The 24,946-nt window shown below is 48.1% G+C and carries 25 protein-coding genes and 5 pseudogenes; all 30 read left to right on the forward strand.

Going from position 1 to position 24,946, the window contains the following annotated elements; all coding sequences use genetic code 11:
• Window positions 1–1,440 (forward strand): recombinase family protein (locus DW757_RS15785; protein WP_243033738.1); only part of this gene is annotated, 1,440 nt, incomplete at its 5' end.
• Between the two features lie 90 nt (window positions 1,441–1,530).
• Window positions 1,531–1,614 (forward strand): annotated as a pseudogene (locus tag DW757_RS15790) (Maff2 family protein); the annotation flags it as partial.
• Between the two features lie 39 nt (window positions 1,615–1,653).
• Window positions 1,654–2,244 (forward strand): annotated as a pseudogene (locus DW757_RS15795) (CD0415/CD1112 family protein); the annotation flags it as partial.
• Between the two features lie 653 nt (window positions 2,245–2,897).
• Entirely contained in the window at window positions 2,898–4,730 is a 1,833-nt protein-coding gene (locus DW757_RS15800; protein WP_118254765.1) for a reverse transcriptase/maturase family protein, read from the forward strand.
• A 102-nt stretch (window positions 4,731–4,832) separates the two neighbouring features.
• Window positions 4,833–5,108, forward strand: a pseudogene (locus tag DW757_RS15805) (hypothetical protein); the annotation flags it as partial.
• 41 nt (window positions 5,109–5,149) lie between these two features.
• Window positions 5,150–5,689, forward strand: a complete 540-nt coding sequence (locus tag DW757_RS15810) for an MT-A70 family methyltransferase (RefSeq protein ID WP_107001180.1) — start codon at window positions 5,150–5,152, stop codon at window positions 5,687–5,689.
• 42 nt (window positions 5,690–5,731) lie between these two features.
• A complete protein-coding gene (locus DW757_RS15815; RefSeq protein WP_227589684.1) occupies window positions 5,732–6,154 on the forward strand; it encodes a SpoVG family protein in 423 nt (140 codons plus the stop codon).
• 9 nt (window positions 6,155–6,163) lie between these two features.
• Window positions 6,164–6,817, forward strand: a complete 654-nt coding sequence (locus DW757_RS15820) for a hypothetical protein (protein ID WP_107001178.1) — start codon at window positions 6,164–6,166, stop codon at window positions 6,815–6,817.
• 44 nt (window positions 6,818–6,861) lie between these two features.
• The gene (locus DW757_RS15825; RefSeq protein WP_016306500.1) at window positions 6,862–7,248 is read left to right on the forward strand and encodes a PrgI family protein; all 387 of its coding nucleotides are present in this window, start codon (window positions 6,862–6,864) and stop codon (window positions 7,246–7,248) included.
• Window positions 7,249–7,327: 79 nt separating this feature from the next.
• Window positions 7,328–9,595 (forward strand): VirB4-like conjugal transfer ATPase, CD1110 family, encoded by a 2,268-nt coding sequence (locus DW757_RS15830; protein ID WP_107001296.1) that lies wholly within the window; start codon window positions 7,328–7,330, stop codon window positions 9,593–9,595.
• 279 nt (window positions 9,596–9,874) lie between these two features.
• Window positions 9,875–11,542 (forward strand): C40 family peptidase, encoded by a 1,668-nt coding sequence (locus DW757_RS15840; RefSeq protein ID WP_107001176.1) that lies wholly within the window; start codon window positions 9,875–9,877, stop codon window positions 11,540–11,542.
• 22 nt (window positions 11,543–11,564) lie between these two features.
• The gene (locus DW757_RS15845) at window positions 11,565–11,831 is read left to right on the forward strand and encodes a DUF4315 family protein (protein ID WP_005927622.1); all 267 of its coding nucleotides are present in this window, start codon (window positions 11,565–11,567) and stop codon (window positions 11,829–11,831) included.
• The gene (locus DW757_RS15850) at window positions 11,818–12,465 is read left to right on the forward strand and encodes a DUF4366 domain-containing protein (RefSeq protein ID WP_107001175.1); all 648 of its coding nucleotides are present in this window, start codon (window positions 11,818–11,820) and stop codon (window positions 12,463–12,465) included. The genes DW757_RS15845 and DW757_RS15850 overlap by 14 nt, the downstream gene beginning before the upstream one ends.
• Window positions 12,462–12,659: a hypothetical protein gene (locus DW757_RS15855; protein ID WP_005927616.1), complete on the forward strand. Its 198-nt coding sequence runs from the start codon at window positions 12,462–12,464 to the stop codon at window positions 12,657–12,659. The genes DW757_RS15850 and DW757_RS15855 overlap by 4 nt, the downstream gene beginning before the upstream one ends.
• The gene (locus DW757_RS15860) at window positions 12,660–13,061 is read left to right on the forward strand and encodes a cysteine-rich VLP protein (RefSeq protein ID WP_050005650.1); all 402 of its coding nucleotides are present in this window, start codon (window positions 12,660–12,662) and stop codon (window positions 13,059–13,061) included.
• Between the two features lie 132 nt (window positions 13,062–13,193).
• Window positions 13,194–13,784, forward strand: a complete 591-nt coding sequence (locus DW757_RS15865; protein WP_227589686.1) for a hypothetical protein — start codon at window positions 13,194–13,196, stop codon at window positions 13,782–13,784.
• A gap of 12 nt (window positions 13,785–13,796) precedes the next feature.
• Window positions 13,797–13,979 carry a DUF4316 domain-containing protein gene (locus DW757_RS15870; RefSeq protein WP_107001173.1) on the forward strand — a complete coding sequence of 61 codons (183 nt, stop codon included), beginning with the start codon at window positions 13,797–13,799 and terminating at the stop codon, window positions 13,977–13,979.
• Entirely contained in the window at window positions 13,979–14,320 is a 342-nt protein-coding gene (mobC, locus tag DW757_RS15875; protein ID WP_015553878.1) for a plasmid mobilization relaxosome protein MobC, read from the forward strand. Before DW757_RS15870 ends, mobC begins: the two co-directional genes overlap by 1 nt.
• A 160-nt stretch (window positions 14,321–14,480) precedes the next feature.
• Entirely contained in the window at window positions 14,481–14,819 is a 339-nt protein-coding gene (locus DW757_RS15880; RefSeq protein ID WP_016306492.1) for a hypothetical protein, read from the forward strand.
• 3 nt (window positions 14,820–14,822) lie between these two features.
• Window positions 14,823–15,191, forward strand: coding sequence for a VapD family protein (vapD, locus tag DW757_RS15885; RefSeq protein ID WP_016306491.1), 369 nt, complete (start codon window positions 14,823–14,825; stop codon window positions 15,189–15,191).
• 161 nt (window positions 15,192–15,352) lie between these two features.
• On the forward strand, window positions 15,353–15,643 hold the full coding sequence (locus DW757_RS15890) for a CD1845 family protein (RefSeq protein WP_023042378.1): 291 nt from the start codon (window positions 15,353–15,355) through the stop codon (window positions 15,641–15,643).
• A 79-nt stretch (window positions 15,644–15,722) separates the two neighbouring features.
• Window positions 15,723–17,138, forward strand: coding sequence for a relaxase/mobilization nuclease domain-containing protein (locus DW757_RS15895; RefSeq protein WP_107001172.1), 1,416 nt, complete (start codon window positions 15,723–15,725; stop codon window positions 17,136–17,138).
• Window positions 17,139–17,773: 635 nt separating this feature from the next.
• Window positions 17,774–18,310 carry a hypothetical protein gene (locus DW757_RS15900; protein ID WP_107001171.1) on the forward strand — a complete coding sequence of 179 codons (537 nt, stop codon included), beginning with the start codon at window positions 17,774–17,776 and terminating at the stop codon, window positions 18,308–18,310.
• 808 nt (window positions 18,311–19,118) lie between these two features.
• The gene (locus DW757_RS15905) at window positions 19,119–19,541 is read left to right on the forward strand and encodes a sigma factor-like helix-turn-helix DNA-binding protein (protein ID WP_107001170.1); all 423 of its coding nucleotides are present in this window, start codon (window positions 19,119–19,121) and stop codon (window positions 19,539–19,541) included.
• 490 nt (window positions 19,542–20,031) lie between these two features.
• Window positions 20,032–20,232, forward strand: coding sequence for a hypothetical protein (locus tag DW757_RS15910; protein ID WP_107001169.1), 201 nt, complete (start codon window positions 20,032–20,034; stop codon window positions 20,230–20,232).
• Window positions 20,233–20,632: 400 nt separating this feature from the next.
• Window positions 20,633–22,141 (forward strand): recombinase family protein, encoded by a 1,509-nt coding sequence (locus tag DW757_RS15915; RefSeq protein WP_107001168.1) that lies wholly within the window; start codon window positions 20,633–20,635, stop codon window positions 22,139–22,141.
• A gap of 73 nt (window positions 22,142–22,214) precedes the next feature.
• Window positions 22,215–22,532, forward strand: coding sequence for an aminoglycoside adenylyltransferase domain-containing protein (locus DW757_RS15920; RefSeq protein ID WP_182433330.1), 318 nt, complete (start codon window positions 22,215–22,217; stop codon window positions 22,530–22,532).
• Window positions 22,533–22,555: 23 nt separating this feature from the next.
• Window positions 22,556–22,984 carry a GNAT family N-acetyltransferase gene (locus DW757_RS15925; protein WP_004452860.1) on the forward strand — a complete coding sequence of 143 codons (429 nt, stop codon included), beginning with the start codon at window positions 22,556–22,558 and terminating at the stop codon, window positions 22,982–22,984.
• Window positions 22,984–23,508, forward strand: a pseudogene (gene aac(6')-I, locus DW757_RS17845) (AAC(6')-Ie family aminoglycoside N-acetyltransferase); the annotation flags it as partial. The gene DW757_RS15925 and the pseudogene aac(6')-I, both read left to right, overlap by 1 nt.
• Window positions 23,509–23,559: 51 nt before the next feature.
• A pseudogene (gene aph(2'')-I / locus DW757_RS17850) lies at window positions 23,560–24,438 on the forward strand (APH(2'')-Ia/If/Ih family aminoglycoside O-phosphotransferase); the annotation flags it as partial.
• Window positions 24,439–24,946: the final 508 nt, after the last annotated feature.

The following is a 24,946-nucleotide window of genomic DNA, read 5'->3' on the forward strand; positions in this document are numbered from 1 at the left end:
TTACAGAGAATGTTGAGAGCCATTGAGCGCAGGCAAATCAACCTTGTCATCACGAAAGACCTCAGCCGACTGGGGCGTAACTATTTGCAAACAGGGCATTTGATTGAGGACTTTTTCCCAAGAAACGGTGTCCGCTATATCGCCATGAATGACGGTATCGACACCCTGCGGGATAACAACGACATCGCCCCGTTCAAGAATATCCTGAACGAGATGTACAGCAAGGATATTTCCAAGAAAGTCCATTCCTCTTATCTTCTGAAAGCGCAGAAAGGACAGTTTACCGGGTGTCTTGCCCCGTTTGGGTATCGGAAAGACCCGGAGGACAAAAACCATCTGCTCATTGACGAGGAAACCGCCCCGATTGTGCGGCTGATTTTCGGATATGCCCTAAACGGTCATGGTCCGAACTATATCCGCAGACGGCTGGAGGAAGAAAAAATCCCCTGCCCCACATGGTGGAACCGGGAACGGGGGCTTCGCAATACCCGCACCAAATGGGAAAAGAAAGACCCGGAAAACGGGCGGTATATGTGGGACTTTTCCGTTATCAAAGACCTTTTGATGAATCCCGTTTACACTGGGGCGATTGCTTCCCAGAAAAAGGACTACCGTTTCAAAATCGGCACGATTGGGGAAAAGAAGCCGGAGGACTGGATTGTAGTGGAAGGACAGCATGAACCGCTGATTGACCGCATGAGCTTTGACATTGTGCAGAACAAGCTGAAATCCCGCCAGCGTCCGGGGCAGACCAATGAAATCAGCCTGTTTGCCGGACTGATAAAATGCGGCGAGTGTGGGAAGTCTCTGACGGTACGCTACACAAACGCAAAACATCCCCAGCAGATTTACTCCTGCAAGACCTACAATGCCTTTGGAAAGAACCACTGCACCCAGCACCGGATTGATTATGACACCCTTTACAGTCATGTGCTGCGGAAAATCCGGGAATGTGCCAGAGCTGCCCTGATGGACGGGAAAGCGGTTGCTGACCGCCTGACCAATACCTGTGAAGCCGAGCAGCGGGAACAGCGGGAAGCAATGGAACGCTCCCTTACAAGGGACGAGGAACGGATTGAGGTTCTGGACAAAATGGTAATGCGGCTTTATGAAGATATGATTGCAGGGCGTATCAGTGAGCAGAACTTCAACACCATGCTGGAAAAGACACAGACCGAGCAGACGGAACTTAAAACAAAAGTGTCCGAGGGCAGAAAGCGGCTGTCCGATGAAGTCCAGCTTGCCAATGACGCAAAACAATGGGTGGAAGCCATTCAGGAATATGCCAACATCACAGAGTTGGACGCAGCCACCCTCAACCGCTTAATCAAAGAAATCGTCGTGCATGAGCGCATTGACGAAGATAAAACAAGACACATTTCTATCGAAATTCATTTTAATCTCAAACCCATCCCGGAGGTGGAACAGGTCACTGCCTGACCTGTCCCGCCGGGACGGTTCTCTTAAAAACACCATATAGATTTTTTGTACGCCGCCGCCCGCCATCGAGCAGAGTTTTACACCTAATTGGGGATAAAACAGCTCATGGCTGGCGGCGGTGTCGTTCTGATCGGCCTTCAGCTTATCCCTCTGCTGTCCGGTCTGTTCAGCTAAGTGTCACCCGTTGTCCCTTTTTCCAGAAGGAGCTGATGTATGGACTTTATCATCGACGCAATCGTTGAATGGCTGAAAGGTCTGCTCGTCGATGGTATCATGGGAAATCTGGACGGCCTTTTCGATAACGTCAATCAGAGCGTTGGCGAGATCGCCACACAGGTCGGCACGACCCCGGCGGACTGGAACGCCGGGGTCTTTTCCATGATACGACAGATCTCTGAAACTGCCATCCTGCCAATCGCCGGGGTCATCCTCACTTTTGTAATGACCTATGAGCTGATACAGATGCTCATAGAACGCAACAACCTCCATGAAGTTGACACATGGATGTTTTTTAAGTGGGTGTTCAAAACCTTTGTGGCTGTGATGATCCTGACGAATACCTTCAATATCGTGCTGGCGGTCTTTGATGTGAGCCAGCATGTGATACAGCAGTCAGCGGGCATTATCCAGAACGGGACAGAGATCACGCCGGATGTGCTGGACAGTCTACGGACAGAACTTGAAGCGATGGAGTTGGGTCCTCTGTTCGGACTCTGGCTACAATCCTTCCTGATCCAGCTTACCATGATTGCCTTAAATATCGTGATCTTCGTCATCGTATATGGCCGTATGACTGAAATCTATTGCGCGTCCAGAAGCGCCGCTTTTCATCCAAAGGCGGTGTGCGGGCATTTTGGGAACCCGGCTTTAGCAAGCCGGTAAAGAAAAGTATCAAAGACGTGAAAAGCGTCACTTTAGCGTCATCCGATTTACCCCGGAGGGAAACCACAAGGGGGACAACAGCGTATCGGAAAAATCGCAAGTTGGGGAAACCATCTACCCACGACTGAGCGGCAAGACGCAACATTGTGAATGAGGAGCAAGGCTAAACTGCTTTAAGGGCAGTCCGAGGCGGGATACTCGACCCGGCGGCGCAGGATGGTTGTATTCGCCGTATGTCATAGCGGAATGTGACAGGTAAACACAGACCGCACGATACTTATGACAGCCAGCCGCAGTAAGCGGAAAAGGACGAAACCCCACTACCGACATCATAATACGCTTTTCCCAAAGTGTCTAACTGGAGATTGCCTAAACCGGAACGCCGGAACTATCCGGCTATGCGTAATGCCGCAAGGCGATAAATTTCAAGGGGTAAAAACCCAAGAAAGATGACGATGAATATCCGGCATGGCAACGGAGCCTCCGTAGTAGTCCGAGGGCGGGAAAGCCGTCTACATGGCGAAGGGAGGCAGGATGTCAACCAATTCATAAAAAGGAAAGGTGCGTGAGGCATTATGAGAAGTCCTGAAAATGTGTTGGAAAGCCTAAAATCCAAGGCGTGTAACAAGAGTTACAAGTACGAGCGGTTATACCGCAACCTGTACAATCCACAATTCTATCTGCTGGCATATCAGCGGATACAGGCGAAACCAGGCAACATGACAGCCGGAACAGACGGCAAAACCATTGACGGAATGGGAATGGCAAGGATAAACGCCCTCATTGAAAAGATGCGGGATTTTAGTTATCAGCCTAACCCGGCAAGGAGAACGTATATCCCGAAATCCAATGGGAAAATGCGTCCTCTGGGAATACCGTCATTCGACGATAAACTGATACAGGAGGTGGTGCGGCTCATCTTAGAGAGTATTTATGAGCCAACCTTTAGCGACTATTCCCACGGTTTCCGTATAAACAGAAGCTGTCATACGGCACTCAAATATGTGCAGAAATATTTTACGGGGACAAAGTGGTTCGTTGAGGGAGATATAAAGGGCTGTTTTGACAACGTAGACCATCATGTGTTGATTGCTATTTTGCGAAAGCGGATTGCAGATGAATATTTCATCGGTCTGCTCTGGAAGTTCTTGAAAGCTGGATATATGGAGGATTGGAATTATCACAATACTTATTCCGGCACTCCGCAAGGCTCCATCATCAGCCCTATCCTGGCAAACATCTACATGAACGAACTGGACAGTTATATGGCAGAGTATGCAGAGAAATTCAACTGCGGAAACCGCCGTAAAATCAATCCTGCGTTCAAGAAGAAATTGGATGTCTGCCGTGGGAAAGAACAAAGGCTTAAAAGAAATATCTCTAAAATGAGCGTGGAAGAAAAAGAGGGCTTAATTGCAGAAATCCGGGAACTGCGGCGTAGTCTGAAATCTATACCGTATAGCGACCAGATGGACGATAGCTATAAACGGCTTTGCTATATCCGATACGCCGATGATTTCTTAATCGGAGTTATCGGCAGCAAAGAGGACGCAGAACAGATTAAACAAGATGTAGGCTGCTTTATCCGGGACAAACTCCATCTGGAAATGTCCGAGGAAAAGACATTGATTACTCATGGACACGACGCTGCGAAGTTCTTGGGATATGAGGTCACAATCGCCAAAGGCGAACACAACAAAAAGACCAAAACCGGGGCTACCAGACGGGTAAACAATGGAAAAGTCTTACTTTATGTTCCCCATGATAAGTGGGTAAAACGACTGTTCTCCTACAATGCCCTCAAGATTAAATACGACAAACAAAATGGAAACAAAGAGGTTTGGGAGCCTGTCCGGCGCACTCGCCTGTTGCACTTGGACGATTTGGAAATCCTAAACCAATACAACGCAGAAATCCGTGGATTGTATAACTACTACCGACTTGCAAACAACGTGTCTGTACTCAATAACTTCTACTATGTAATGAGATACAGTATGCTCAAAACCTTTGCTGGAAAATATCGGACACGAATCAGCAGAATTATCCGCAAGTACCGTCAAGGAAAAGATTTTGTTGTGGAATATCCGAAGAAAAACGGCAAGGTCGGAAAGGTATTGTTTTACAATAATGGGTTCCGCCGGGACACTAAAGTAGAAAGCGGAAATCCTGATATAGTAGCAAGAATTTTTGAGAATTATGGGCGTAATAGCCTTATAAAAAGACTGCAAGCAAACAGGTGTGAGTGGTGTGGCGCAGAGAATGTGCCGCTTGAAATACACCATATACGAAAACTCAAAGATTTAAGTGGCAGAAAACAATGGGAAATCGCCATGATTGGGCGTAAACGCAAGACAATGGCACTCTGCATTGACTGTCACGATAAGTTACACGCAGGGAAATTAGACTGACATCTGGAGAGCCGGATACATCGAGAGGTGTAAGTCCGGTTCGGAGGGGAGTTCTCGGAAACCTACCATAGTGATATGGCAAGGCGCCGGGTTCTTACCCTACTACTCACAAGTTTAGCGCCTATCCCGTTTGCCACAGTCCCCAACAGGGAAACCGGACACATGGGGCAGAACTATTTCCGCTCCCTCTTTGCGGTGGGCTTTCAAGGTCTGTTGATCTTAGTCTGTGTCGCAATCTATGCGGTGCTGATCCAGAGTATCGCCACCGACGGCGACCCCATCGGGGCGATCTGGGGCTGCGTGGGATATACGGTGCTGCTGTGTTTTACCTTATTCAAAACAGGCAGTCTTGCAAAATCCATCTTCGGCTGCCATTAAGAGACTTCGGGCCATGCTGACCCGAAGCGGAAAGGAGGATCATGCCGAAAGAAAAATTTTCGATAATCTATGCAGATCCACCGTGGCGGTATGAGCAGAAAAACAGGCAGGGATCAGCAGAGCTTCATTATCCCACTATGAGTATTGAAGAAATTTGTTCCCTTCCAGTGGCCGACTTGGCTGCAAAAGACAGCGTTTTGTTTCTGTGGGCAACATTCCCACAACTGCCGGAAGCCTTAAAGGTCATTAAAGCATGGGGCTTTTCTTATCGTTCTGTGGCTTTTGTATGGATAAAGAGGAACCGGCGCTCCTACTCATGGTTTTACGGTCTGGGGTATTGGACCAGAGGCAATGCAGAAATTTGTCTTTTAGCAGTAAAAGGACATCCGAAGCGTAAGTCTACCGGTGTTCACCAGCTTATTGTTTCCCCGATAGAGCGCCACAGTAAAAAGCCGGACGAGGCCAGGCGGAAAATTGTAGAACTGATGGGCGATATACCACGAGTGGAATTGTTCGCCAGAGAAAAAAAGCCCGGATGGGACGTGTGGGGAAACGAAGTTGAAAGCACTGTAAACTTGTAACAGCTTCGGGTCATGCTGACCCGAAGCGGAAAGGAGAAATCCATGCAGGAAAAAAATGCGGGCGGAACACCAGCTGCCCCTATAAAGCTGGATGTAAGCGTGCGGGTCATCGAACCTGTGAAAAACCTCATGGGCTTTGCCAGCGTGAAATTCAATGACTGCTTTGTGGTGGAAAATCTGAAAATCGTACAGGGCAGCAAGGGGCTCTTTCTTGGGATGCCCAGCCAGCCAGACGGCAAAGGCGGCTACCGGGATATGGCCTACCCTGTCACAAAGGAGTTCCGGGAACAGCTCAACACCGCTGTTCTGCAAGCCTATGAGGCAAAGCTGGAACAGATGGCGGAGCGTGGCTCTGTGGGGCGTGCATCCATCAGCGACCAGCTCAAAGCCGGAAAAGCGGCTGCCGAACAGGCAAAGGCAGAACGGCCTCCGAAGGAAAAGCCCAGCCGCAGCGCAGAGCGTTGACCTCGGGCCATGCTGGCCCGAAGCAGAAAGGAGGCGGGAACCATGCCACGCAAACGGACGGGCTATGACGCGGCCTGCTATTACGACGGAAAACTGCTGGGCCGCTGTACCAAAGCGGACAGCGATGCCTATACCCTGTTGATGAACGCCTGCGGCGGGGAGGCCGCCCGTGTCCTGCGGGAATACGCCTACTTTTCCCCGGAACTTCGCGCCATATTGGAAAAGGCGGCGCTCATGCAGGCGGACCGGAGCCGGACGGGCGGAATGTTCCATGCGCCGAAAAGTTCCCCGTGGGGTGATGTGCAGAGCTGTGAAACCCTCTGTCCAGGGGTGTTTCTGGTATCTACCGCCAGCCACGGCGGAACGATGGTGGCAAACGAGGTAGCCGCCGTCCTCTCCCCAGCAGCGAAAAAGTGCGGCTTCAAGGATAAGGGCTATATCTGCTATGAGGAGGACGCGCAGGAAAGTGTGGTGCTCCGGGAACTGTTGGACAAAAAGCTGTGGAACATACCTGACCGCATTAAGGACAAAGGGCAGTTTGAAGAAAACCTCAACCAGTCCATCCGGCAGTATAATCCCGAATACTGGCGGGCAAGGCAGAGCGGACGTAAGGCCGCCGAAGCCGCCCGCAGTACAGCCCCGGCCAAAGAGGCCGCAAGATGACCTCGGGCCATGCTGGCCCGAAGCAGTAAAGGAGGTGTACCCAAATGGCCTATGTGCCAGTACCAAAAGACCTTTCCAAAATTAAGACAAAGCTGGCCTTCAATCTGACGAAGCGCCAGCTTGTTTGTTTTTCCGGCGCAGCGGCGGTGGGGCTCCCGGCCTACCTGCTTTCCCGTGACAGTATCGGGAACAGCGCCGCCATGTTCCTAATGATCGGCCTCATGCTCCCGTTCTTCTTTCTGGCTATGTATGAGCGGGACGGCCTGCCATTGGAAAAAGTGCTGAAAAACATCATCCGCACCCGGTTCCTCTATCCCCGGGTGCGGCCTTACAAAACCGAAAACTTCTATGCGCTGCTTAGCGCCAGAAAGGAGGCGCAGCCGATTGCAAAACAGCAGAAGGGCCGGAAAGCCCGCAGGCAGAAAGCCTGAAAAGCAGGGCCTTACCGGCCTGTTCACAAAGGGAAAGAACATTCCCACCACCGCCCAGCAGACCCTCCCTTACCGGGAAATGTACCGGGATGGGGTGTGCCGGGTAACGGACCGCTATTACACCAAAACCATTGAATACGAGGACATCAACTACCAGCTCGCACAGTCCGAAGATCAGGCGGCCATCTTTGACGGGTGGAGCGCCTGCCTCAACTACTTTGACAGCAGCCTTCCGTTCCAGCTTTCCTTCCTCAACCACCGAAGCCGCCCGGGCAGCCGGTACAGCGTGAACATCCCCATGCAGGATGACGATTACAACAGCGTCCGGTGTGAGTATGTGGAAATGCTGGAAAACCAGATCGCCAAAAGCAACAACGGCATTGTCCGCACAAAGCTCCTGACCTTCGGCGTGAACGTGGACGACCTTTCCACCGCCAGGGCAAGGCTGGAACGTGTAGAGGCGGACATTTGCGGGAACTTCAAAAAGCTGGGCGTCAAGTGCCGCTCCCTTTCAGGGCTGGAACGGCTGGAGCTTCTTCACGGGCAGCTCCACCCCGGCAGCGGCTCCCCCTTCCGGTTTTCATGGGATATGATCCCCAAAACCGGGCTTTCCACCAAAGACTTTATCGCCCCGGACAGTTTCGATTTTCGTTTCAGCCGACTGTTCCGGGTGGGGACGACTTGGGGCGCTGCCTCCTACTTGCAGATTTTGGCCTCGGAGCTCTCGGACAAGCTGCTGGCGGAGCTTTTGGAAATGGATGCGGAAATGACCATCACCCTCCATATCCAGACCGTTGATCAGGCCGCCGCCGTAAAATCCATCAAGGCCAAAGTCTCCGACATTGACAAGATGAAGGTGGAGGAACAAAAGAAGGCAGCCCGGTCAGGGTACGACATGGACATACTTCCGCCCGACCTCGTAACATACAGCAACGACGCAAAGACCCTTCTGGAAGATTTACAGAGCCGGAATGAAAGAATGTTCCTGCTGACCTTCCTTGTGGTAAACATGGCTCCGACCCGCCGGGAGCTGGACAATGACCTGTTCACGGTGTCCGGTATCGTCCAGAAATACAACTGCACCTTGAAGCGGCTGGACTTCCAGCAGGAGGACGGTTTTCTTTCCAGCCTTCCGCTGGGCCATAACGGCATTGAGATCAAGCGCGGCATGACGACCAGCTCCACGGCCATTTTCGTTCCCTTTATGACGCAGGAGCTCCGCATGGATGGCGAAGCCGTCTATTACGGGCTCAACGCACTTTCCCATAACGTCATCATGGCGAACCGGAAAAAGCTCAAAAACCCCAACGGCCTGTTCCTCGGCGTGCCTGGCTCCGGCAAATCCTTTGCCGCAAAGCGGGAGCTTGTGAATGTGTTCCTTGCCACAAAAGACCGCATTATCGTGGTGGACCCGATGGGCGAATATTCGCCCCTTATCAGGCGGCTGGGCGGACAGGTCATCGAGATCGCCCCGGACAGCCCCCACCACATCAATCCGATGGACATTGATTTGAGCTTCGACGAGGAAAACCCGATGGCGCTGAAAGCCGACTTTATCCTGTCGCTGATGGAGCTGATCGTTGGCGGCAAGGACGGCTTGCAGCCGGTGGAGCGTACCGTCATTGACCGCTGTGTGCGCCAGATGTACCGGGAACACTTGCAGGACCCGGAAACAAGCAAAATGCCGACCCTCCAAACCCTGTATGACCTGCTCTGTTCCCAGCCGGAGGGCGAGGCGGTGCGGCTGGCGACGGCTCTTGAAATCTATGTGTCCGGTTCCCTTAACGTGTTCAACCATGAAACCAACGTGGACTTAAACCGCCGTCTGGTATGCCTTGACTTAAAAAAGCTGGGAGCCGGGCTTCGGACGATTGCCATGCTCATTATGCAGGACTTGGTAAACTCGCAGGTGTCCATGAATTTCCTCCGCGGTATCGCTACATGGTGCTACTTTGACGAATTTCATGTGCTGCTCCGTGACCGTCTGACGGCAAGCTATTGTGTAGCGATCTGGAAAATGCTGCGGAAAAAAGGGTGCGTTCCGAGTGCTTTAACGCAGAACGTAAAGGATTTTCTGGCAAGCCCGGAGATCGAGAACATCTTTGAAAACTCGGACTTCCTTGTGCTGCTCTCGCAGGCACAGGGGGACCGGCAGATTTTAGCCAAACAGCTTGGGATCAGCCCCCACCAGCTTTCCTATGTGACCCATACCAATTCCGGCGAAGGGCTGCTGTTCTTCGGGAACACCACCATCCCGTTTGTTGACCGCTTCCCGCAGAACACCGAGCTGTACGCCATTATGACCACCCGCCCGGAGGACAAAAAACAGGAAATGAACCGGGCATAACACACTTCGGGCCATGCTGGCCCGAGGTTTGGAAAGGAGGGATACATCATCGGAAAGAAACCGGACAAACGGAGTTTTCAAAGGCCGGGGCCGACGGAGGATACCGGGGGCAATCGCCCCGGACCGGCGGAACGGGAAGGGCCTTCCCCTGCACCATCCCGACGCCTGCGGTTTGAGGACGAGGATACCGGGCAGGACAGCCCTTCGGGCCACGATGGCCCGAAGTCCAAAAGCGGCAAGTTTCAAGAGGACAGCCGCAAAAGCCGTCCCTCTGACCGCATGAGGCAGGAGGATGAAGCGGGCGGGCCGCAGGATACCAGCAAGGCACAGGAGCCGGAGGGCTCCGCAGAGAATGCCGGGAGCAAAAAGGACAAGTACCAGAAAGCACAGGCAAAAGCGGAACACGCCGGGAAAAAGCTGGGAAAGGCTCGGGAGAAACTGGACAAGACCGAGGCAAAACGGGCAGCGAAGAAACCGCCGGGGCTTGCAAAAAAGGCAGTCCGGGGAGCCCGTACAGAAGCATGGTTCTATGTCCACAACAAGATCCACGAAGTCGAGCATGAAAATGTGGGTGTGGAAGGAGCCCATAAGTCGGAACTTGTGGCCGAGGCCGGAGCCCGGAAACTGACCCGGTATGCCAAACGCCGCTGGCAGGAACACCCGGCCCGGAAGGTGGCAAAGTGGGAACGGAAGGACATAAAAGCCCGGGCCAATATGGATTTTCAGAAGATGGCCTCCGAGCACCCGGAGCTTGCCAGCAATCCGCTTTCCCGTGTGCAGCAGAAATGGAAACTGAAACGCCGGTATTCCAAAGAAGCAAAGGCGGCTGCAAAACAGGGCGCAAAGGCCGCAAAGAAAACCGCTGCCGCTTCGGGAACTGCGACCCGGCGGGCGGCGCAGTTTGTGACCCGTCATCCCGTGGCGGTGCTGGTCCTGCTCCTGCTGTTGCTGCTCTGTTTTCTTGTGTCGGCGGTAAGCTCCATCTTCCCCACGCTTGGCAGCGGCCTTGCCAATGCGTTATCCGGCACCTCCTACGCCTCGGAGGATACGGACCTGCTGGGCGTAGACGAGGACTACACGGCGCTGGAAAACGAGCTGGCGCAGACGGTGGCAAACATCGAAAGCACCCATCCCGGCTATGACGAGTACCGCTATTCCGTGGACGAGATCGGCCATAACCCCTATGAGCTGGCGTCCTATCTCTCGGCAAAGTACCATGTGTATTTCCGGGAACAGGTGCAGGACGAGCTGCGGGAGATCTTTGAGGCACAGTATGAACTGACCTTGACGGAGGAAGTCGAGATACGCTACCGCACCGAAACCAGCACCGACCCGGAGACCGGGGAAACCACCACCGAGGAAGTCCCCTATGAGTATTACATCTTAAATGTGACCCTCACAAACAAGACGCTGCCTGCCGTGATCCTGCCGAGGCTTAACGAACAGCAGCGGGAAATCTACACCGTTATGCAGCAGCTCAAAGGCAACAAGCCCTATCTGTGGGAAGGGATTTACAACGGCGGCGAAGATACCGGCCCCAGCTATGAGATACCCGGCGAGGCGCTGGATGACCCGGCTTTTGCGGCGCTCATGGAAGAAGCCACAAAGTATATCGGCTGGCCCTATGTGTGGGGCGGCTCCAGCCCGTCCACCTCCTTTGACTGTTCGGGCTTTGTCTGCTGGGTGTACACGGCCAGCGGCGTCCACAACCTGCCCCGTACCACGGCGCAGGGCATTTACAACCAGTGCGCTATCATTTCTCCCTCCGAGGCAAAGCCCGGCGACATTATCTTTTTCACGGGAACCTATGACAGCCCCGGCCCTGTGTCCCATGTGGGGATTTATGTGGGCGACGGGATGATGCTTCATTGTGGTTCGCCCATCCAATACGCAAACATCAATTCAAGCTACTGGCAGACACATTTCTATGCCTTCGGGCGTTTGTGAGCCAGAGGAAAGGAGTCCTTGCATGAACAAGATCGACAAGCTCGATAAGGAACTGGAAAAAGCCCGGGAGAAGGCAGCCGAGTGGCAGGCCAAAATCCGGGAGCTGGAAAAGCAGAAACAGGAGGAAGAAAACAGCCAGATCGTGCAGGCGGTGCGCTCGCTCAAACTGACCCCCGCCCAGCTGATGGCTTTTTTGAATGACCCCAAAAACAGCCTTACCGCTTCGGGCCATACTGACCCGAAGCCGGAGGCACCCGAAAAGGAGGACACAGCCCATGAAGAAAACTAAATACCGCAGGCTGGCGGCGATGGCTGCCAGCCTTTTGTGTTGCCTGATCTTTACGGTCCCGGCCTACGCCCAGAGCAGCGAGCCGCAGCCGGAGACAGCTCCCGCCCCGGTGGAAACCGAAGCGGAGCCGGAAACCCAGAACCCCTTTACCCCGGACGGGACGGGAACCGTGGTGGACAACGCCACCGACGAGGACGGTAAAGAGTTCTACACCATCACCACCGCAGACGAGAGCGTGTTTTATCTGGTGATCGACAAACAGAAAACCAGCGAGAACGTCTATTTCCTCAATACCGTTACCACAGACGACCTTCTGCCTCTTGCCGAACAGGGTAAGGAACCGCCCCAAGAAGTGACCCCGGAGCCAGAGCCAAAGCCCACCGAACCTGTGGAGGAAGTACCGGAACCCGAGCCGGAGAAAAAGGACAGCCCCCTTCTCTCTCTGCTCCTGATCGGTGCGGTGGTGCTGGCCGGCGGTGGGATTGGTTACTATTTCAAGATTTACAAGCCGAAGCATGAGGCCCCGGATTTGGAGGATGATTACTGCGAATATGAGGACGGGGAGCTGGAGGAGATCGCAGAGGAACCCGAGGACGAAGATACCCCGCCGTGGGAGGAAGATACGGAGGAATGAGAATGAATTTTACAAGCAGCCCTTTTGAACGAATGATGAAGGAAGTACCGCACCCCGGCTGGGACAATGACGATCCTTGTAAGGGATGCCGTTACTACAAGGAGTGCAAAGGAAAGAAAAAACAGTGCCGGAAGAAGTTCCGGGCGCTGATCGTGGAGCCCCGCCCTTCGGGCCATCGTGGCCCGAAGTCATAAATGGACGCCCGGGAGCTGACCCGTGACGAGAAGAAGAAAATCCGCACTCTGGTCACGGGGATGTGCGCCAACTATGACCGGGAAAGCGGCCTGTGCCTTCCTCTTGACTGTGCCTGCTATATGCTGCACAAGTGCTGGACAGGGGCGTACTGCCGTTATTTCCGTGAGGCTGTCCTGCCTCTTAACCCGGAGCTTCAAGCGTCGCTGACAACGGAAGGCATCTCCCCGGAGCTGCGGGCCTGTGCGGTCTGCGGAAAGGCGTTTTTGCCCGAGGGGCGTCAAGCCTACTGTTCCGACGCCTGCAAGGCCGAAGGGAACCGCCGGAAAAGCCGGGAACGCATGAGGAAAATGCGGGAGAAAAGGCCGGGCGGCTGTTACGATTTGCCGCCTCCAAAGGCTTGACATTCCGGGCTTTTTTGAGGGTGTTTCCGGGGTGGGAATATCTTATTACATTCCTCCCCGGTCTGCCCTCTTATTTCGTAACATCCAGCACTTCGGGTCATGTTGGCCCGAGGCACAGAAAGGAGGGATCTCTTGGAGACAGTACAAGGATATGTGATTTTGAAAGCTGCCACCTTTGAAACTGGACACGGCTTTGCGCTTGGGCATAATCCGGGAGCGCCGAGCCCCTTTGTGACCTGGCAGTTTACCGAGGGGGAAAACGGCCATCGGGATTACTACTGGGGCCGCTATGGAAACAGCCAGGCATGGGCGCAGCGGGATTTTGACCGCCGGGTGGACGATTATCAGCAGCTTTACCATGCGGCGGTCAAGCATACCGAGCTGGGACCGGAGGGCGTTTACCGCTATTATTCCACCCAGCGGCCCGTGGACATAGGAACTTACCCGAAGCCGCCGGATAACCAGCCTCTTTCCATTGTCAACTACGACGATGACAGGCGGCGTCCTGTGGCAGACGGCAGGCTGATGGCATGGGGCGAACTGACCTACACAAAGCCGCTGACCGAAAAGCAGATGGAGGATTATGAACTGAAACCAGCACCGGGCAATCCTGACCGGGTGCGCTCATCCATTACCGCCCGGCTCAAAGAAGGAACCAGAGGGCAGGAACCCCCGAAGGAGCCCGGCCAGAAGCGGAGCCATAAAAACCATGAGGAACGATAAAGGAGGATCGCCATGCACGAAAAAGACAACTATCTGAAAACCGCCGAGCTCTCCACGGAGCAGAACTGCAACATGATTGACGGCGTACCCAACAACACGCCCATCCAACCCACGCCCCCGGAGCTGGACGCAAAACCGCTGGATAAGGTAAAGGAGCCCAAAAAGCGCCGGAAAGGCCGGGAGCTGGAACGATGATGGAGAACCGCAAGCGGAATGTCCATCTGCACGTCATGGTAACGCCGGACGAGCTGGCAGCCATCCATGAACGGATGGCCGAGGCGGGCATTTCCAACGCCGGGGCCTATGTACGGAAAATGGCTCTGAACGGGTATATCCTGCACATCGACCTTGCGCCCGTAAAAGAATTGATCTCTCTGCAACGGCGCTGTTCCAACAATCTCAATCAGGTCGCCGTACACGCACACACCTATGGCGTGTACCCGGAGGAAATCGACGGATTGAAGCGGGACTATGAAAAGCTGTGGGGCGAGGTGTCAAAAGTGCTGCGGGAGCTTTCCGAGCTGGTGGCAAAGTAAGACGAGGGCGGCAGGCTTCCGTTGTGGGGCTTGCCGCCCTGCTCTTTTTTTACCACTTCGGGCCAGCATGACCCGAAGCCCGTCATAAAAAATTCAGATTTTCAAGATTGTAGAACCAGCTCTATAATGATATAATAATTCAAGAAGGGAGGCTGATACCATGCTGAAAATGGTTATTCGCATGAATGATGATAAAATCACAGCCGAAAATAAGTACCGGCTGGATGGCATTTACAACACAATCAATCATACATTCCAAACCGTGGGCCTTCCCCGTATGGAGGATGGTTCCGGCGCTTTGGTATTCCGTGACTGCGGCAGAGCGAGGGATTTTAGTCTGTTCGGCCGGATCGTCAATACCTTGAAGCGGCAGACATGGTTCATGGATAATGTTTCTGTGTGGCGTCTTTGTGACAGTGACGATTCTGACAGTCCAGATGATTTCAATGAAGAAGATCTGTTGACCCACTATCAGGAAAAAACAGCAATGAGGGCTTGAGTTTTGGAGAGAAAATATTTCAAAGCCTTAAATTTTGATCTGGACACCCATCAATTAAAAGAGCATTACCCCGGAGCCAATTACCGGCAGGCGTATGACGACTTGCGCCGGTTCTTCAAACGGCATCGTTTTTCTCACCGTCAAGGCTCCGGCTACATATCGGATGATAAGCTGGCAACTGCTGATATATACGACTTGATGGATGAATTAAGCAGACAGTTTCCGTGGATTGGAATATGCGTGAATAAAATTGATGTGACCAACGTGGGACGGCAGCACGATTTGACAGAGCTCTTGAAACCAGCAGAGGATATTGTTATCGACACTTCGCTGCTGACAGTTCCCGATTGCCCGCAGCAGGAAACAGAATAGCAGAAATTTGGCAGGACATGAATGTGTCCTGCTTTTTCTGTTTTCGGGCCATCATGGCCCGAAGGTTTGGGACAGGATTCACTAATCTTTCGCAACATTTATGTCCCCGGGCAGGCATGATAAAATAGAGGTAGGAAGGATAGATAAAGGAGGTTTTGGAGATGAAGATACTGCTGAAAATATTGGTTGCTCCCTTTGCTTTAGCGTTGTCCCTTCTGGCGGCTCTGCTGGTATTCCTGTTTGATATTTGTGCCGTCCTGCTGACGATTGCCTCTGTGATTCTGGTGGTGCTGGGTGTCGCTCTCTTTTTCACGCCGACGCCCATAGGCGGGATTGTATTTCTGTTTCTCGCTTTCCTTCTTTCGCCGTATGGACTGCAAGCGGCGGCGGGCTCCCTTCTTTGGGCGCTGGACGGAGGCAAATCCGCTCTGTACCGGTTTCTGGCAAGTTAAACAGCCTCGGGCCATGTTGGCCCGAAGTCGGGGCGGTCTGGATGGGCCGCCCTTTTCTCATGGAAAGGAGGGATGATTTCTGGCTACCACAACTTTGTTGCAGCGCCATGCGGGCGAAGGCGAAACGATTGCCGAGGCAATCCGGGATTGTCTGGACTATGGCAAGGACCCGGAGAAAACAGAAAGAGGAAAGTATATCTCCGCTTATGAATGTGATCCGGCCACCGTGGCGGACGAGTTCCTTTTGGCAAAAGCCAGCTATGCCGCTATGACGGGCCGGGAACAGAAAAAAGAAAATGATGTGCTGTGCTATCAGATACGACAATCCTTCTATCCGGGCGAGATCACCCCGAAGGAGGCGAACCGTATCGGCTATGAGCTGGCTATGCGCTGGACAAAGGGGCGGCACGCTTTTATCGTTACCACGCACACCGATAAGCAGCACATCCATTGTCACATTTATTACAACTCCACCACCCTTGACTGCACCCGGAAATTCCGAAACTTTTGGGGCTCCAGCTTCGCCCTCCGGCGGCTCTCTGACAGGCTGTGCCTTGAAAACGGGCTGTCCATTGTAGAGAACCCGAAGCCCCGGAGCAAGGGCAAGTATCGGAATTATGGAGAATGGCAGAAAGAACGAAAAGGGCCGCTTTCCTATCAGGACAGACTGCGCCTTGCCATTGATACTGCGCTGGCGGAACGCCCCGCTGATCTGGACGAATTTCTCAATCTGATGAAGCGGGCCGGATATGAGGTCAAGACGGTTCGGGGCGGCGGTATCAGTTTCCGGCTGACCGGGCAGGGACAGGAACGCTTTACCCGTCTGCGGGCTTCCACGCTGGGAGACGGCTACGACTTGCAAGATGTTCTGTCTGCCATTGAGGGCAAAGAAAAACGCCCCGGGCGCTCGGAACGGAAAATCAGTCTGGCGGTGGATATTCAAGCAAAGCTGGCTGCCGGTAAGGGGCCTGGATATGAACGCTGGGCGAAGGTATTTAACATTAAGCAGATGGCCGCCGCTCTTGCCTATATACAGGACAATAACCTGACCGATTATGAGCAGTTGGCGCAGAAAGCCACCGAGGCGGCAGACCGTTTCCATGCTATTTCCGAGCAGGTCAAGCAGACGGAACAGGCTATGAAAACCAATGCCGGGCTAAAGGCTGCAACGGTTCAGTATGCCAAAACCCGCCCAGTCTTTGAGCAGTATAAGGCGACGAAGTACAGCAGGAAATTCCTTGCGGAGCATGAGGCCGACCTTGAACTGTACCGGGTTGCACAAGCGGAAATGCGCTCTCTGCTGGGCGGGGCAAAGCTCCCCAAAATGGATGTGCTGAAGGAAGAAGGCCGTAAGCTCACAGCAAAGAAAAAACAGCTCTATGGAGAATACCAGAAGGCACGACGGGATATGCAGGAGATCGTCACAATCAAGGCGAACATTGACACTCTGATGGGCTACACCGAGCCGGGAAGAAAGCAGGAAAAGGAGCGTTAAGGTTATGAAAATAAGGAGCAAAGCGACGCTGACACTTCGGGCCATGTTGGCCCGAAGATATGGGTTTGGGGCGAGCCCCAACAAGCAGCCTTTGTGCCACTTGTGGCCACAGAGGCATTGCTTGCCATTTAGCTATTTAGCAATATACTGCAAAAAAGATTATTGAGTTTATACAACATCTATTGTTTTACGCAATACCTCCTTAAAATATCTATATTAAGAAAATTCGCCACAAATTTTCGGTGATTTATCAATCGCTTTTCGAGTTTTTATATGTTTATGCAAAAAGAATGATATTTTTTTTATATCAACAAGTTCTCTTTCTTTTTATCGTTTTAACTCAAACATCAAAACACAAAACTTGAATACCCGGTTTTTATATCAGAAAAATATACGATATATGTTGATAATTAACAATTTATTAAGTTTTATTTACCATTTTTAGATTATATTGCATATATAGGGATTCTGTGGTATACTACAGTTAGTTATAAAAAGCTCATAACCGATTAGTAAAGGGAGGGATACCATTGGGGCTATAGAGGAGGAGAATTTGAGAGAATAGTGCCTTACATAATGGTGGGCGCTAAAAAATCTGAGTTTGTTACTATGGTAAAGTCTCAAGGAGGTCATTTATGAAGAAAGGTTTGAAAAAGGCATTGGGTCTGTTGGTAGCGCTGAGTCTCATGGTAGTTGGTAGCGCATTTAGTGCTCTTGCTGCTGATTCTCCAGAACAGAGACAAACATTCAGTGTCGATCTGAATAATTTTGACGAAAGCCAGCCCTATTCGGAAACATTACATTTCGAGAAGGACGGTCAGCCGGTAACAGTGACACTTAGCTATACGCCTCCTTTAACTCGTGATCCTGCTACTGAAGGAACGTGGAAATCGGATGCATTTTGGGGTGTCGCAGGTATGGATTACAGATTTGACTTATCAAAGAGTGGTAGCCAGTGGAAAATTTCTAATGCACGTGATTTAAATACCTACTGTGTTGGCGGAACGGTTGAAGATGAAAGTTTAGCCATTGGCCGTGCAACATCTACCTCAAGCAAAGCGGCCGAAGTGACTGGCTCTATGAGAGCAAATGTAGTCGGCGGAGTAGGAACACTTTCTTTCGCTTTAAGAACGGAAGTTTTTAATGGAGAAGTTTCTACCGTATTAAATTAAGAATAATATAAGTAGAGTCCTATTCAAAAAGGTGTTGATGTAAATATGTCGGCAATGTCTATATTTTTTCTAGTTGTATGCTCCGTCCTTGGACTTGGTGTTTTATACTGTATAGCTCGAATTATAGGATGGCTATTCAATCAGATAAAAAATAATGCTGATTAAGTGAAAGCAATTATACAATTTAAAAGGGTTGTTGCAAAGAGAAAAGTAATGTTCTGTATATGGTAGATTTAATAATTGACATATACTATATATAGTAAATTGAGTCTGTTTTGTAACAACCTTTTTAAAAGAAAATTTTTAGTAACAATTAGATAGAGTAGAGGTACGTTAACCATTAACATATCCTCTACTCTATTTTTTTATTTTTGCCTCCTATCTACGACAAATTTTGCAAAAAATACATTATATGATAATAAAAGAACTACGAGATTTTTACGCGGAGGTTGCTAATAACATGAGTTAGATTATTGAGAAAAAATAGATGAAGCAACGCCCCTTTTGCTTTACCTCCTCCTAGATGGGAGGAGTTTTATTCCAATTTAAACTTTTTTAAGGCTCAAACAAGCTGTTATTTGTTTGAGCTTTTTTTATGTTCGACACCTTATTTCAGGATTTGCTATCGAAACAGAGCCAGTCTTGAGATAAGCTGTCGAGGCTTTTTTAGAACGAGTAGCCATCTTTACTATTTTATAGATTTTTCACTGTTATTTTTTGAAAATTTCAGAAATTTCAGCCTACATATACGCTCCCCGCCGCTTCTGTTTTGTTGTCCATCCATCACAAAACAAAGCGGAGGTTCAATATGGCTATTATAAATTTACGGGACTATTACCCTTTTTATACGTCAGACTACTTTATGGAAGTACCAGAAGATGTTGTTGAAATGTTCAAGGAGTTTGACCGGAAGGAAGCCGCTTACCGTCTGCGTACATACCGGCACAAAGCCTATTACTCCCTGGATCGGAATGATGGAATTGAGCATGAGGCGCTTTTCGTTGCGTTCTCTCCCTATGAACTGTATGAGCGTAAAGTGACGATACAAGAACTCTATACCGCCATCTCACGACTGCCCGACAAACAGGCAAAGCGCATTTACGCTCATTTCATTCTCGGCTTGACGAAACAAGACATTGCCCGGGCCGAGGGTGTGGATGAAAAGGTCGTGCGGCTCGCCATTGAGCGCGGCCTTCGGAACTTGGAAAAAATTTTAAAAAAATTTTTATAAGGTGTACCGATTTCGCCTCAAAAATGAAATGGCTTATGAGAGGCAGTCAAAGCCTCGGGCCACATTGGCCCGAAGCGGGACACGCCTCACGCAGATTGAAAACTGAATAAAAGATAGACGGATACGAAGGGTGCTTGTGTCCAGTGACAGGCCCGCCATGACCTCTATTTTTACACTAGAGAGAGCGACCAGGCCCATGCCGTAGGCAGACTGTGGCAGGTCTGCCGGACAAAACACAAAACCCGGATACTTGCGATTAGTCACAATCCGAGCGTGCAGCGGTGTTGCGAACCGTGAGCCGTCGCAGGTAATGAGATCGCCTTGCCATCAGAATGGGGAGAGCTGAAATGCTATGGGACAAAAAGCCAACTGTCCGTCCGGTCTATCTGAAAAAACTTTCTAACCTGTGGGGCCCTTCCTCTATTACTGTCTGATGATAGGGCAACCGTTCTGGCTGGGCCCCATATTTTTCTATGAACAGGAGAATTTTATGAAGGAAAATATATCTAGTCCAGAATTAACGCTGAATATATGGAGTAATGACGCCTGCCGGGGCTATGTGATTATGGCCATGCAGGACTGTGGATTCACCCATAAAGATATTAGCCGTGTAGTAAATCAGCTTTATGGAGTGTTTGACTTATACACACTCAACGAGGCTGAACAGAAATATTATAACGGCGATTATTAGCTTCGGGCCAACGTGGCCCGAGGCTGGGGAAAGCTCAAAGGGCAGTTCCTTCCAGGGAGCCGCTTTTTTAGGTTTCCCCAGCAGACAAGAGGGAAGCTGGCCGCTGTTCATCCGTACTGAAAAGTGGAGGTTTTCGATGGTTCAATCTGTTACATACCAAAGCGAAAAACAATCCGTATATTTTCAAGGGAAACTTATCGTATTGGAAAATCTAATTCCGGTACTATCCCCGGATGAAAAGAACAAGCGAAAAAGAGAAATCGAAAATCACTTATATGATGTGTTCAGTAAATACACGGACAGATTTTACTAATCAACCGCAACATTGTTGTCCGGGGCTGCCTATGGTATAATATAATTGTAAGGTTGGTAGCTCCATTCCATACGGAAGGAGCCCAATATGGACATTATCAGAGAAGATTGTATATACGCGAGACAGTCGGTAGACCGTAAGGACAGTATCAGCATTGAAAGCCAGATTGATTTTTGTAAGTATGAGCTGAAAGGCGGAAGCTGTAAAGTATTCAAGGATAAAGGCTATTCCGGGAAGAATACGGACAGGCCGGAGTTTCAAAAGCTGTTAGGAGAAATCCGAAAGGGCCGGGTGCGGCGGGTAATCGTTTATAAGCTGGACAGAATCAGCCGTTCCATTCTGGACTTTGCAAACATGATGGAGCTGTTCCAGGAATATGACGTGGAGTTTGTTTCGTCCACAGAAAAGTTCGACACCTCAACCCCAATGGGGCGGGCCATGCTGAATATTTGTATCGTATTCGCACAGCTTGAACGTGAGACAATCCAGAAACGCGTCACGGACGCTTACTACTCCCGGTGCCTGAAAGGTTTTCACATGAGCGGACAGGCCCCCTATGGTTATCAGTTGGAGCCGACAGTGGTTGAAGGTATCCGCACAAAAAAGATGGTGGCAGACCCCGAAACTTCCCAATATGTAAAGCTCATGTTTGAAATGTATTCCGAGCCGGAAACGTCTTTTGGTGACATTACACGGTACTTTGAGGAACAGAACATCAAAGTTTACGGTAAATCGCTATTCCGTACCTTTATTTCACAGCTTTTAAGAAATCCTGTTTACGCACAAGCAGATTTAGAACTCTACGAATTTTTTAAAAGCCAGGGGGCGGCTATTGTCAATGACGCTTCCGATTTTGCCGGAACCAATGGCTGTTATCTCTATCAGGGCCGGGACGTGAAGGAGGATAAAGACAGGAGCCTGAAAGACCAGATACTTGTAATCGCTCCACATGAAGCGCTCATACCGTCTGATGTATGGCTGAAATGCAGGAAGAAGCTAATGACAAATAAGAGTTTTCAACAAGGACGTAAGCCGAAAAATACATGGCTTGCCGGAAAAGTTAAATGCGGGTGTTGCGGATATGCCTTAAAGGCAACACACGTTCCGAACAGCGAAGGCTATTTTCGCTGTAGTAAACGGACTGAAAATAAAGGCTGCCCGGGCTGTGGTAAAATCCGTAAATCTGAATTTGAGGAATTTATTTTCAGTGCTATGCGGGCGAGATTTAAAAATTTTCAAGTCCGCCATAGCCGGGAGGAAAAAGTCAATCCCAAACTGACCGCCCATCAAATTGAACTGGCGCAAGTTGAAGCCGAGATTGAAAAACTACTTGATACGCTAACCGGAGCCAACGCAACACTTCTTGCCTATGCTAACAAAAAAATTGAAGAACTGGACACTCGCCGCCAGACCATTTCAAAGGAGATTGCGGAAATGTCCATTGAAACAATGTCACCCCAAAAGGAGCAGGAACTCTCTTATTACCTCGACCATTGGGACAGCATTGAATTTGACGACAAAAGGAAAGCCGTTGACGGCCTGATTATTTCAATCAGCGCAACTAGCGACCACGTTCAAGTAGAGTGGAAAATCTAAGCTCTAACTTCTGGATTATCCCACTCTACTTACTTTCAAATCTATCTTTTCTTTTTAATCTTGTTTGTACCCCTTGTACACCGTTGCTTCCAATTATTCTGATACATTAGATTGTGTAGAAGAAATTGTGAATAATCCCGTATATTGTATTTTAAACCTTTGTAGATTTTATGCACTAATCAGAGATGATTTAACTTTATCAAAATATGATGGTGGTAAATGGGCATTAGAAAATATGGATTCAAATTATAATGATGTTATTAAAAATGCTATGGAAGATTATTTAAGTGATACAAATAATAGTTATGATAATACAAGATTAAAGGAATTTGCTGGGGAAGCAATTAGTTTAATTAATGATTGTGTAAATACTAATAAAATTAGAAAATAAAATAGTAGATGGAGTTGAGATAGATGGAATATAAATTATTAGAAGAACAAGATTTGGAACTTATGCTAGATTTTGTTGATGATGAAAATACAAAATATAATGTAGATGTTTTAAAAAAATTTATAGATAATAAAAATGATTTTGGATTTATTGCAAAGATAAATAATAAGATAGTAGGTTTTGCTTTTGGTTATATTTTATTAAAACCAGATGGAAGAAAAGTATTCTATCTTGACGCTATTGATGTTATGCCAGACTTTCAAGGCAAAGGTTATGGAACAGGTTTAATATCATTTGCTCGTGATTATGCTAAAACTATTGATTGTTATGAAATGTTTTTAATAACAAATAGAAGTAATATTTCTGCTTGTAAATGTTATGAAAAAGCAGGAGGAATAAATGACGCAGATGATGAAGTAGTGTATGTGTATGATTTTAGGGAGGAAAATTAATGGAAATAGTACAAGATAAAATAAGAATAAGAACTTTGACAAATGATGATTTTCCTTTAATGCTAAAATGGTTAACTGATGATAGAGTATTAGAATTTTATGGTGGTAGAGATAAAAAATATACATTAGAATCATTAAAAGAGCATTATACTGAAAAATGGGAAGATGAAGTATTTAGAGTAATTATAGAATATGATAATGTTCCTATTGGATATGGACAAGTATATAAAATGTATGATGAACTTTATTCTGATTATCATTATCCAAAAACAAATGAAATAGTTTATGGAATGGATCAGTTTATAGGAGAACCTGAATATTGGAGTAAAGGCATTGGCTCAAAATATACAAAAATGATTTTTGAGTTTTTAAAAAAAGAAAGAAATGCTAATGCAGTTATTTTAGACCCTCATAAGAATAATCCAAGAGCAATTAGGTCATATCAGAAATCTGGATTTAGAATAATTGAAGATTTGCCAGAACACGAGTTGCACGAGGGTAAAAAAGAAGATTGCTATTTAATGGAATATAAGTATGATGATAATGTTACAAATGTTAAAGCAATGAAATACTTAATAGAACATTACTTTGAAGATTTTAAAGTTGAAAGTATTAAGGTAATTGGTAGTGGATATGATAGTGTAGCATATTTAGTAAATGGAGAATACATATTTAAAACAAAATTTAGTGCTAATAAGAAAAAAGGATATGAAAAAGAAAAAGCAATTTATGATTTCTTAAATCAAAGATTAAATACTAATATAAAAATACCAAATGTAAAATATTCATATTTTAGTGATGATATTTCTATATTAGGTTATAAAGAAATAAAAGGAACTTTTTTAACACCAGAAATATATTTTGCTTTATCAAAAGAAAAGCAAGAATTATTAAAGCAAGATATTGCTATGTTTTTAAGACAAATGCACGATTTAGATTATAGTGAAATAAGTTTGTATACGATAGACAATAAACAAAATGTTTTGGAAGAATATCAATTACTCAAAGACACAACATATGATAGTCTTACTGATATTGAAAAACAATATGTAGAAGACTTTATGCAAAGATTACATAGTACAACTATATTTGATGGTAAAAAATGCTTATGCCATAATGATTTTAGTTGTAATCATTTATTACTTGATGATGAAAATAGATTATGTGGTGTAATAGATTTTGGAGATTCTGGAATTATAGATGAATACTGTGATTTCATATATTTGCTAGAAGATAGTGAAGAAGAAATTGGCGTGTCTTTTGGAGAAGATATATTAAGATTATACGGAAATATTGATATTTCAAAAGCAAAGGAATATCAAGATGTTGTAGAACAATATTATCCAATAGAAACTATTGTATATGGTATTAAAAATAATAGACCTGATTTTATAGAAAAAGGTAGAAAAGAGATTTATATAAGAACTCGCAAAGATGAAAAATTAAGGAAGTGATGATATGGTTAAAAACTATCCGGAAGAAGTAGAAGAACAAGTTGATAAAATAAAGAAAGTTTTATAAATGGTGGTACAAATGGATATATATGATTTAATGAAACAAGTTAATGACGCATTCAATCAAAGATACTGTTTCAGCAGTAAAAGAAAAAATAGTAAGCGGTACGGCTTTACTATTTTAGACAATCCCAGTTTGTCAGTATCTTAAATAGAATATATGTGACAGAAAACATCGTAGAAATACGGTGTTTTCTGTTACCCAAAACCCCACAATTTCATACATAACCACAGGTTAGTACGAATACCTTGTGTGATTTTTTGAAAGGCTTAGAAAGGCAATTTTGCCCGATTTTCGCCCCGAAAAATGACAGAAACAAGGCAGTAAGTATCTTCCCTGTGGTTTTTTTGTTTTCAGGCGGAAAGGAGGATTGATATGCCGAGAATGAGGTAAGCGCTCAATAAAATAATGGCTATCTTCCCATAAGGTATTCCGCTATAGTTGAAG

It is taken from the genome of Clostridium sp. AM29-11AC (assembly GCF_003480545.1).
Classification (GTDB): domain Bacteria; phylum Bacillota; class Clostridia; order Lachnospirales; family Lachnospiraceae; genus Otoolea; species Otoolea saccharolyticum_A.

Coding starts and splice junctions, on each gene's coding strand:
- DW757_RS15890 (WP_023042378.1), top strand. CDS start 15,353: ATGAAGATACTGCTGAAAATATTGGTTGCTCCCTTTGCTTTAGCGTTG.
- DW757_RS15880 (WP_016306492.1), top strand. CDS start 14,481: ATGCTGAAAATGGTTATTCGCATGAATGATGATAAAATCACAGCCGAA.
- DW757_RS15830 (WP_107001296.1), top strand. CDS start 7,328: ATGTACCGGGATGGGGTGTGCCGGGTAACGGACCGCTATTACACCAAA.
- DW757_RS15850 (WP_107001175.1), top strand. CDS start 11,818: ATGAAGAAAACTAAATACCGCAGGCTGGCGGCGATGGCTGCCAGCCTT.
- DW757_RS15900 (WP_107001171.1), top strand. CDS start 17,774: ATGAAGAAAGGTTTGAAAAAGGCATTGGGTCTGTTGGTAGCGCTGAGT.
- DW757_RS15925 (WP_004452860.1), top strand. CDS start 22,556: ATGGAATATAAATTATTAGAAGAACAAGATTTGGAACTTATGCTAGAT.
- DW757_RS15800 (WP_118254765.1), top strand. CDS start 2,898: ATGAGAAGTCCTGAAAATGTGTTGGAAAGCCTAAAATCCAAGGCGTGT.
- DW757_RS15810 (WP_107001180.1), top strand. CDS start 5,150: ATGCCGAAAGAAAAATTTTCGATAATCTATGCAGATCCACCGTGGCGG.
- DW757_RS15910 (WP_107001169.1), top strand. CDS start 20,032: ATGAAGGAAAATATATCTAGTCCAGAATTAACGCTGAATATATGGAGT.
- DW757_RS15845 (WP_005927622.1), top strand. CDS start 11,565: ATGAACAAGATCGACAAGCTCGATAAGGAACTGGAAAAAGCCCGGGAG.
- DW757_RS15870 (WP_107001173.1), top strand. CDS start 13,797: ATGCACGAAAAAGACAACTATCTGAAAACCGCCGAGCTCTCCACGGAG.
- DW757_RS15860 (WP_050005650.1), top strand. CDS start 12,660: ATGGACGCCCGGGAGCTGACCCGTGACGAGAAGAAGAAAATCCGCACT.
- DW757_RS15820 (WP_107001178.1), top strand. CDS start 6,164: ATGCTGGCCCGAAGCAGAAAGGAGGCGGGAACCATGCCACGCAAACGG.
- DW757_RS15825 (WP_016306500.1), top strand. CDS start 6,862: ATGGCCTATGTGCCAGTACCAAAAGACCTTTCCAAAATTAAGACAAAG.
- DW757_RS15855 (WP_005927616.1), top strand. CDS start 12,462: ATGAGAATGAATTTTACAAGCAGCCCTTTTGAACGAATGATGAAGGAA.
- DW757_RS15905 (WP_107001170.1), top strand. CDS start 19,119: ATGGCTATTATAAATTTACGGGACTATTACCCTTTTTATACGTCAGAC.
- DW757_RS15815 (WP_227589684.1), top strand. CDS start 5,732: ATGCAGGAAAAAAATGCGGGCGGAACACCAGCTGCCCCTATAAAGCTG.
- mobC (WP_015553878.1), top strand. CDS start 13,979: ATGGAGAACCGCAAGCGGAATGTCCATCTGCACGTCATGGTAACGCCG.
- DW757_RS15915 (WP_107001168.1), top strand. CDS start 20,633: ATGGACATTATCAGAGAAGATTGTATATACGCGAGACAGTCGGTAGAC.
- DW757_RS15840 (WP_107001176.1), top strand. CDS start 9,875: ATGAGGCAGGAGGATGAAGCGGGCGGGCCGCAGGATACCAGCAAGGCA.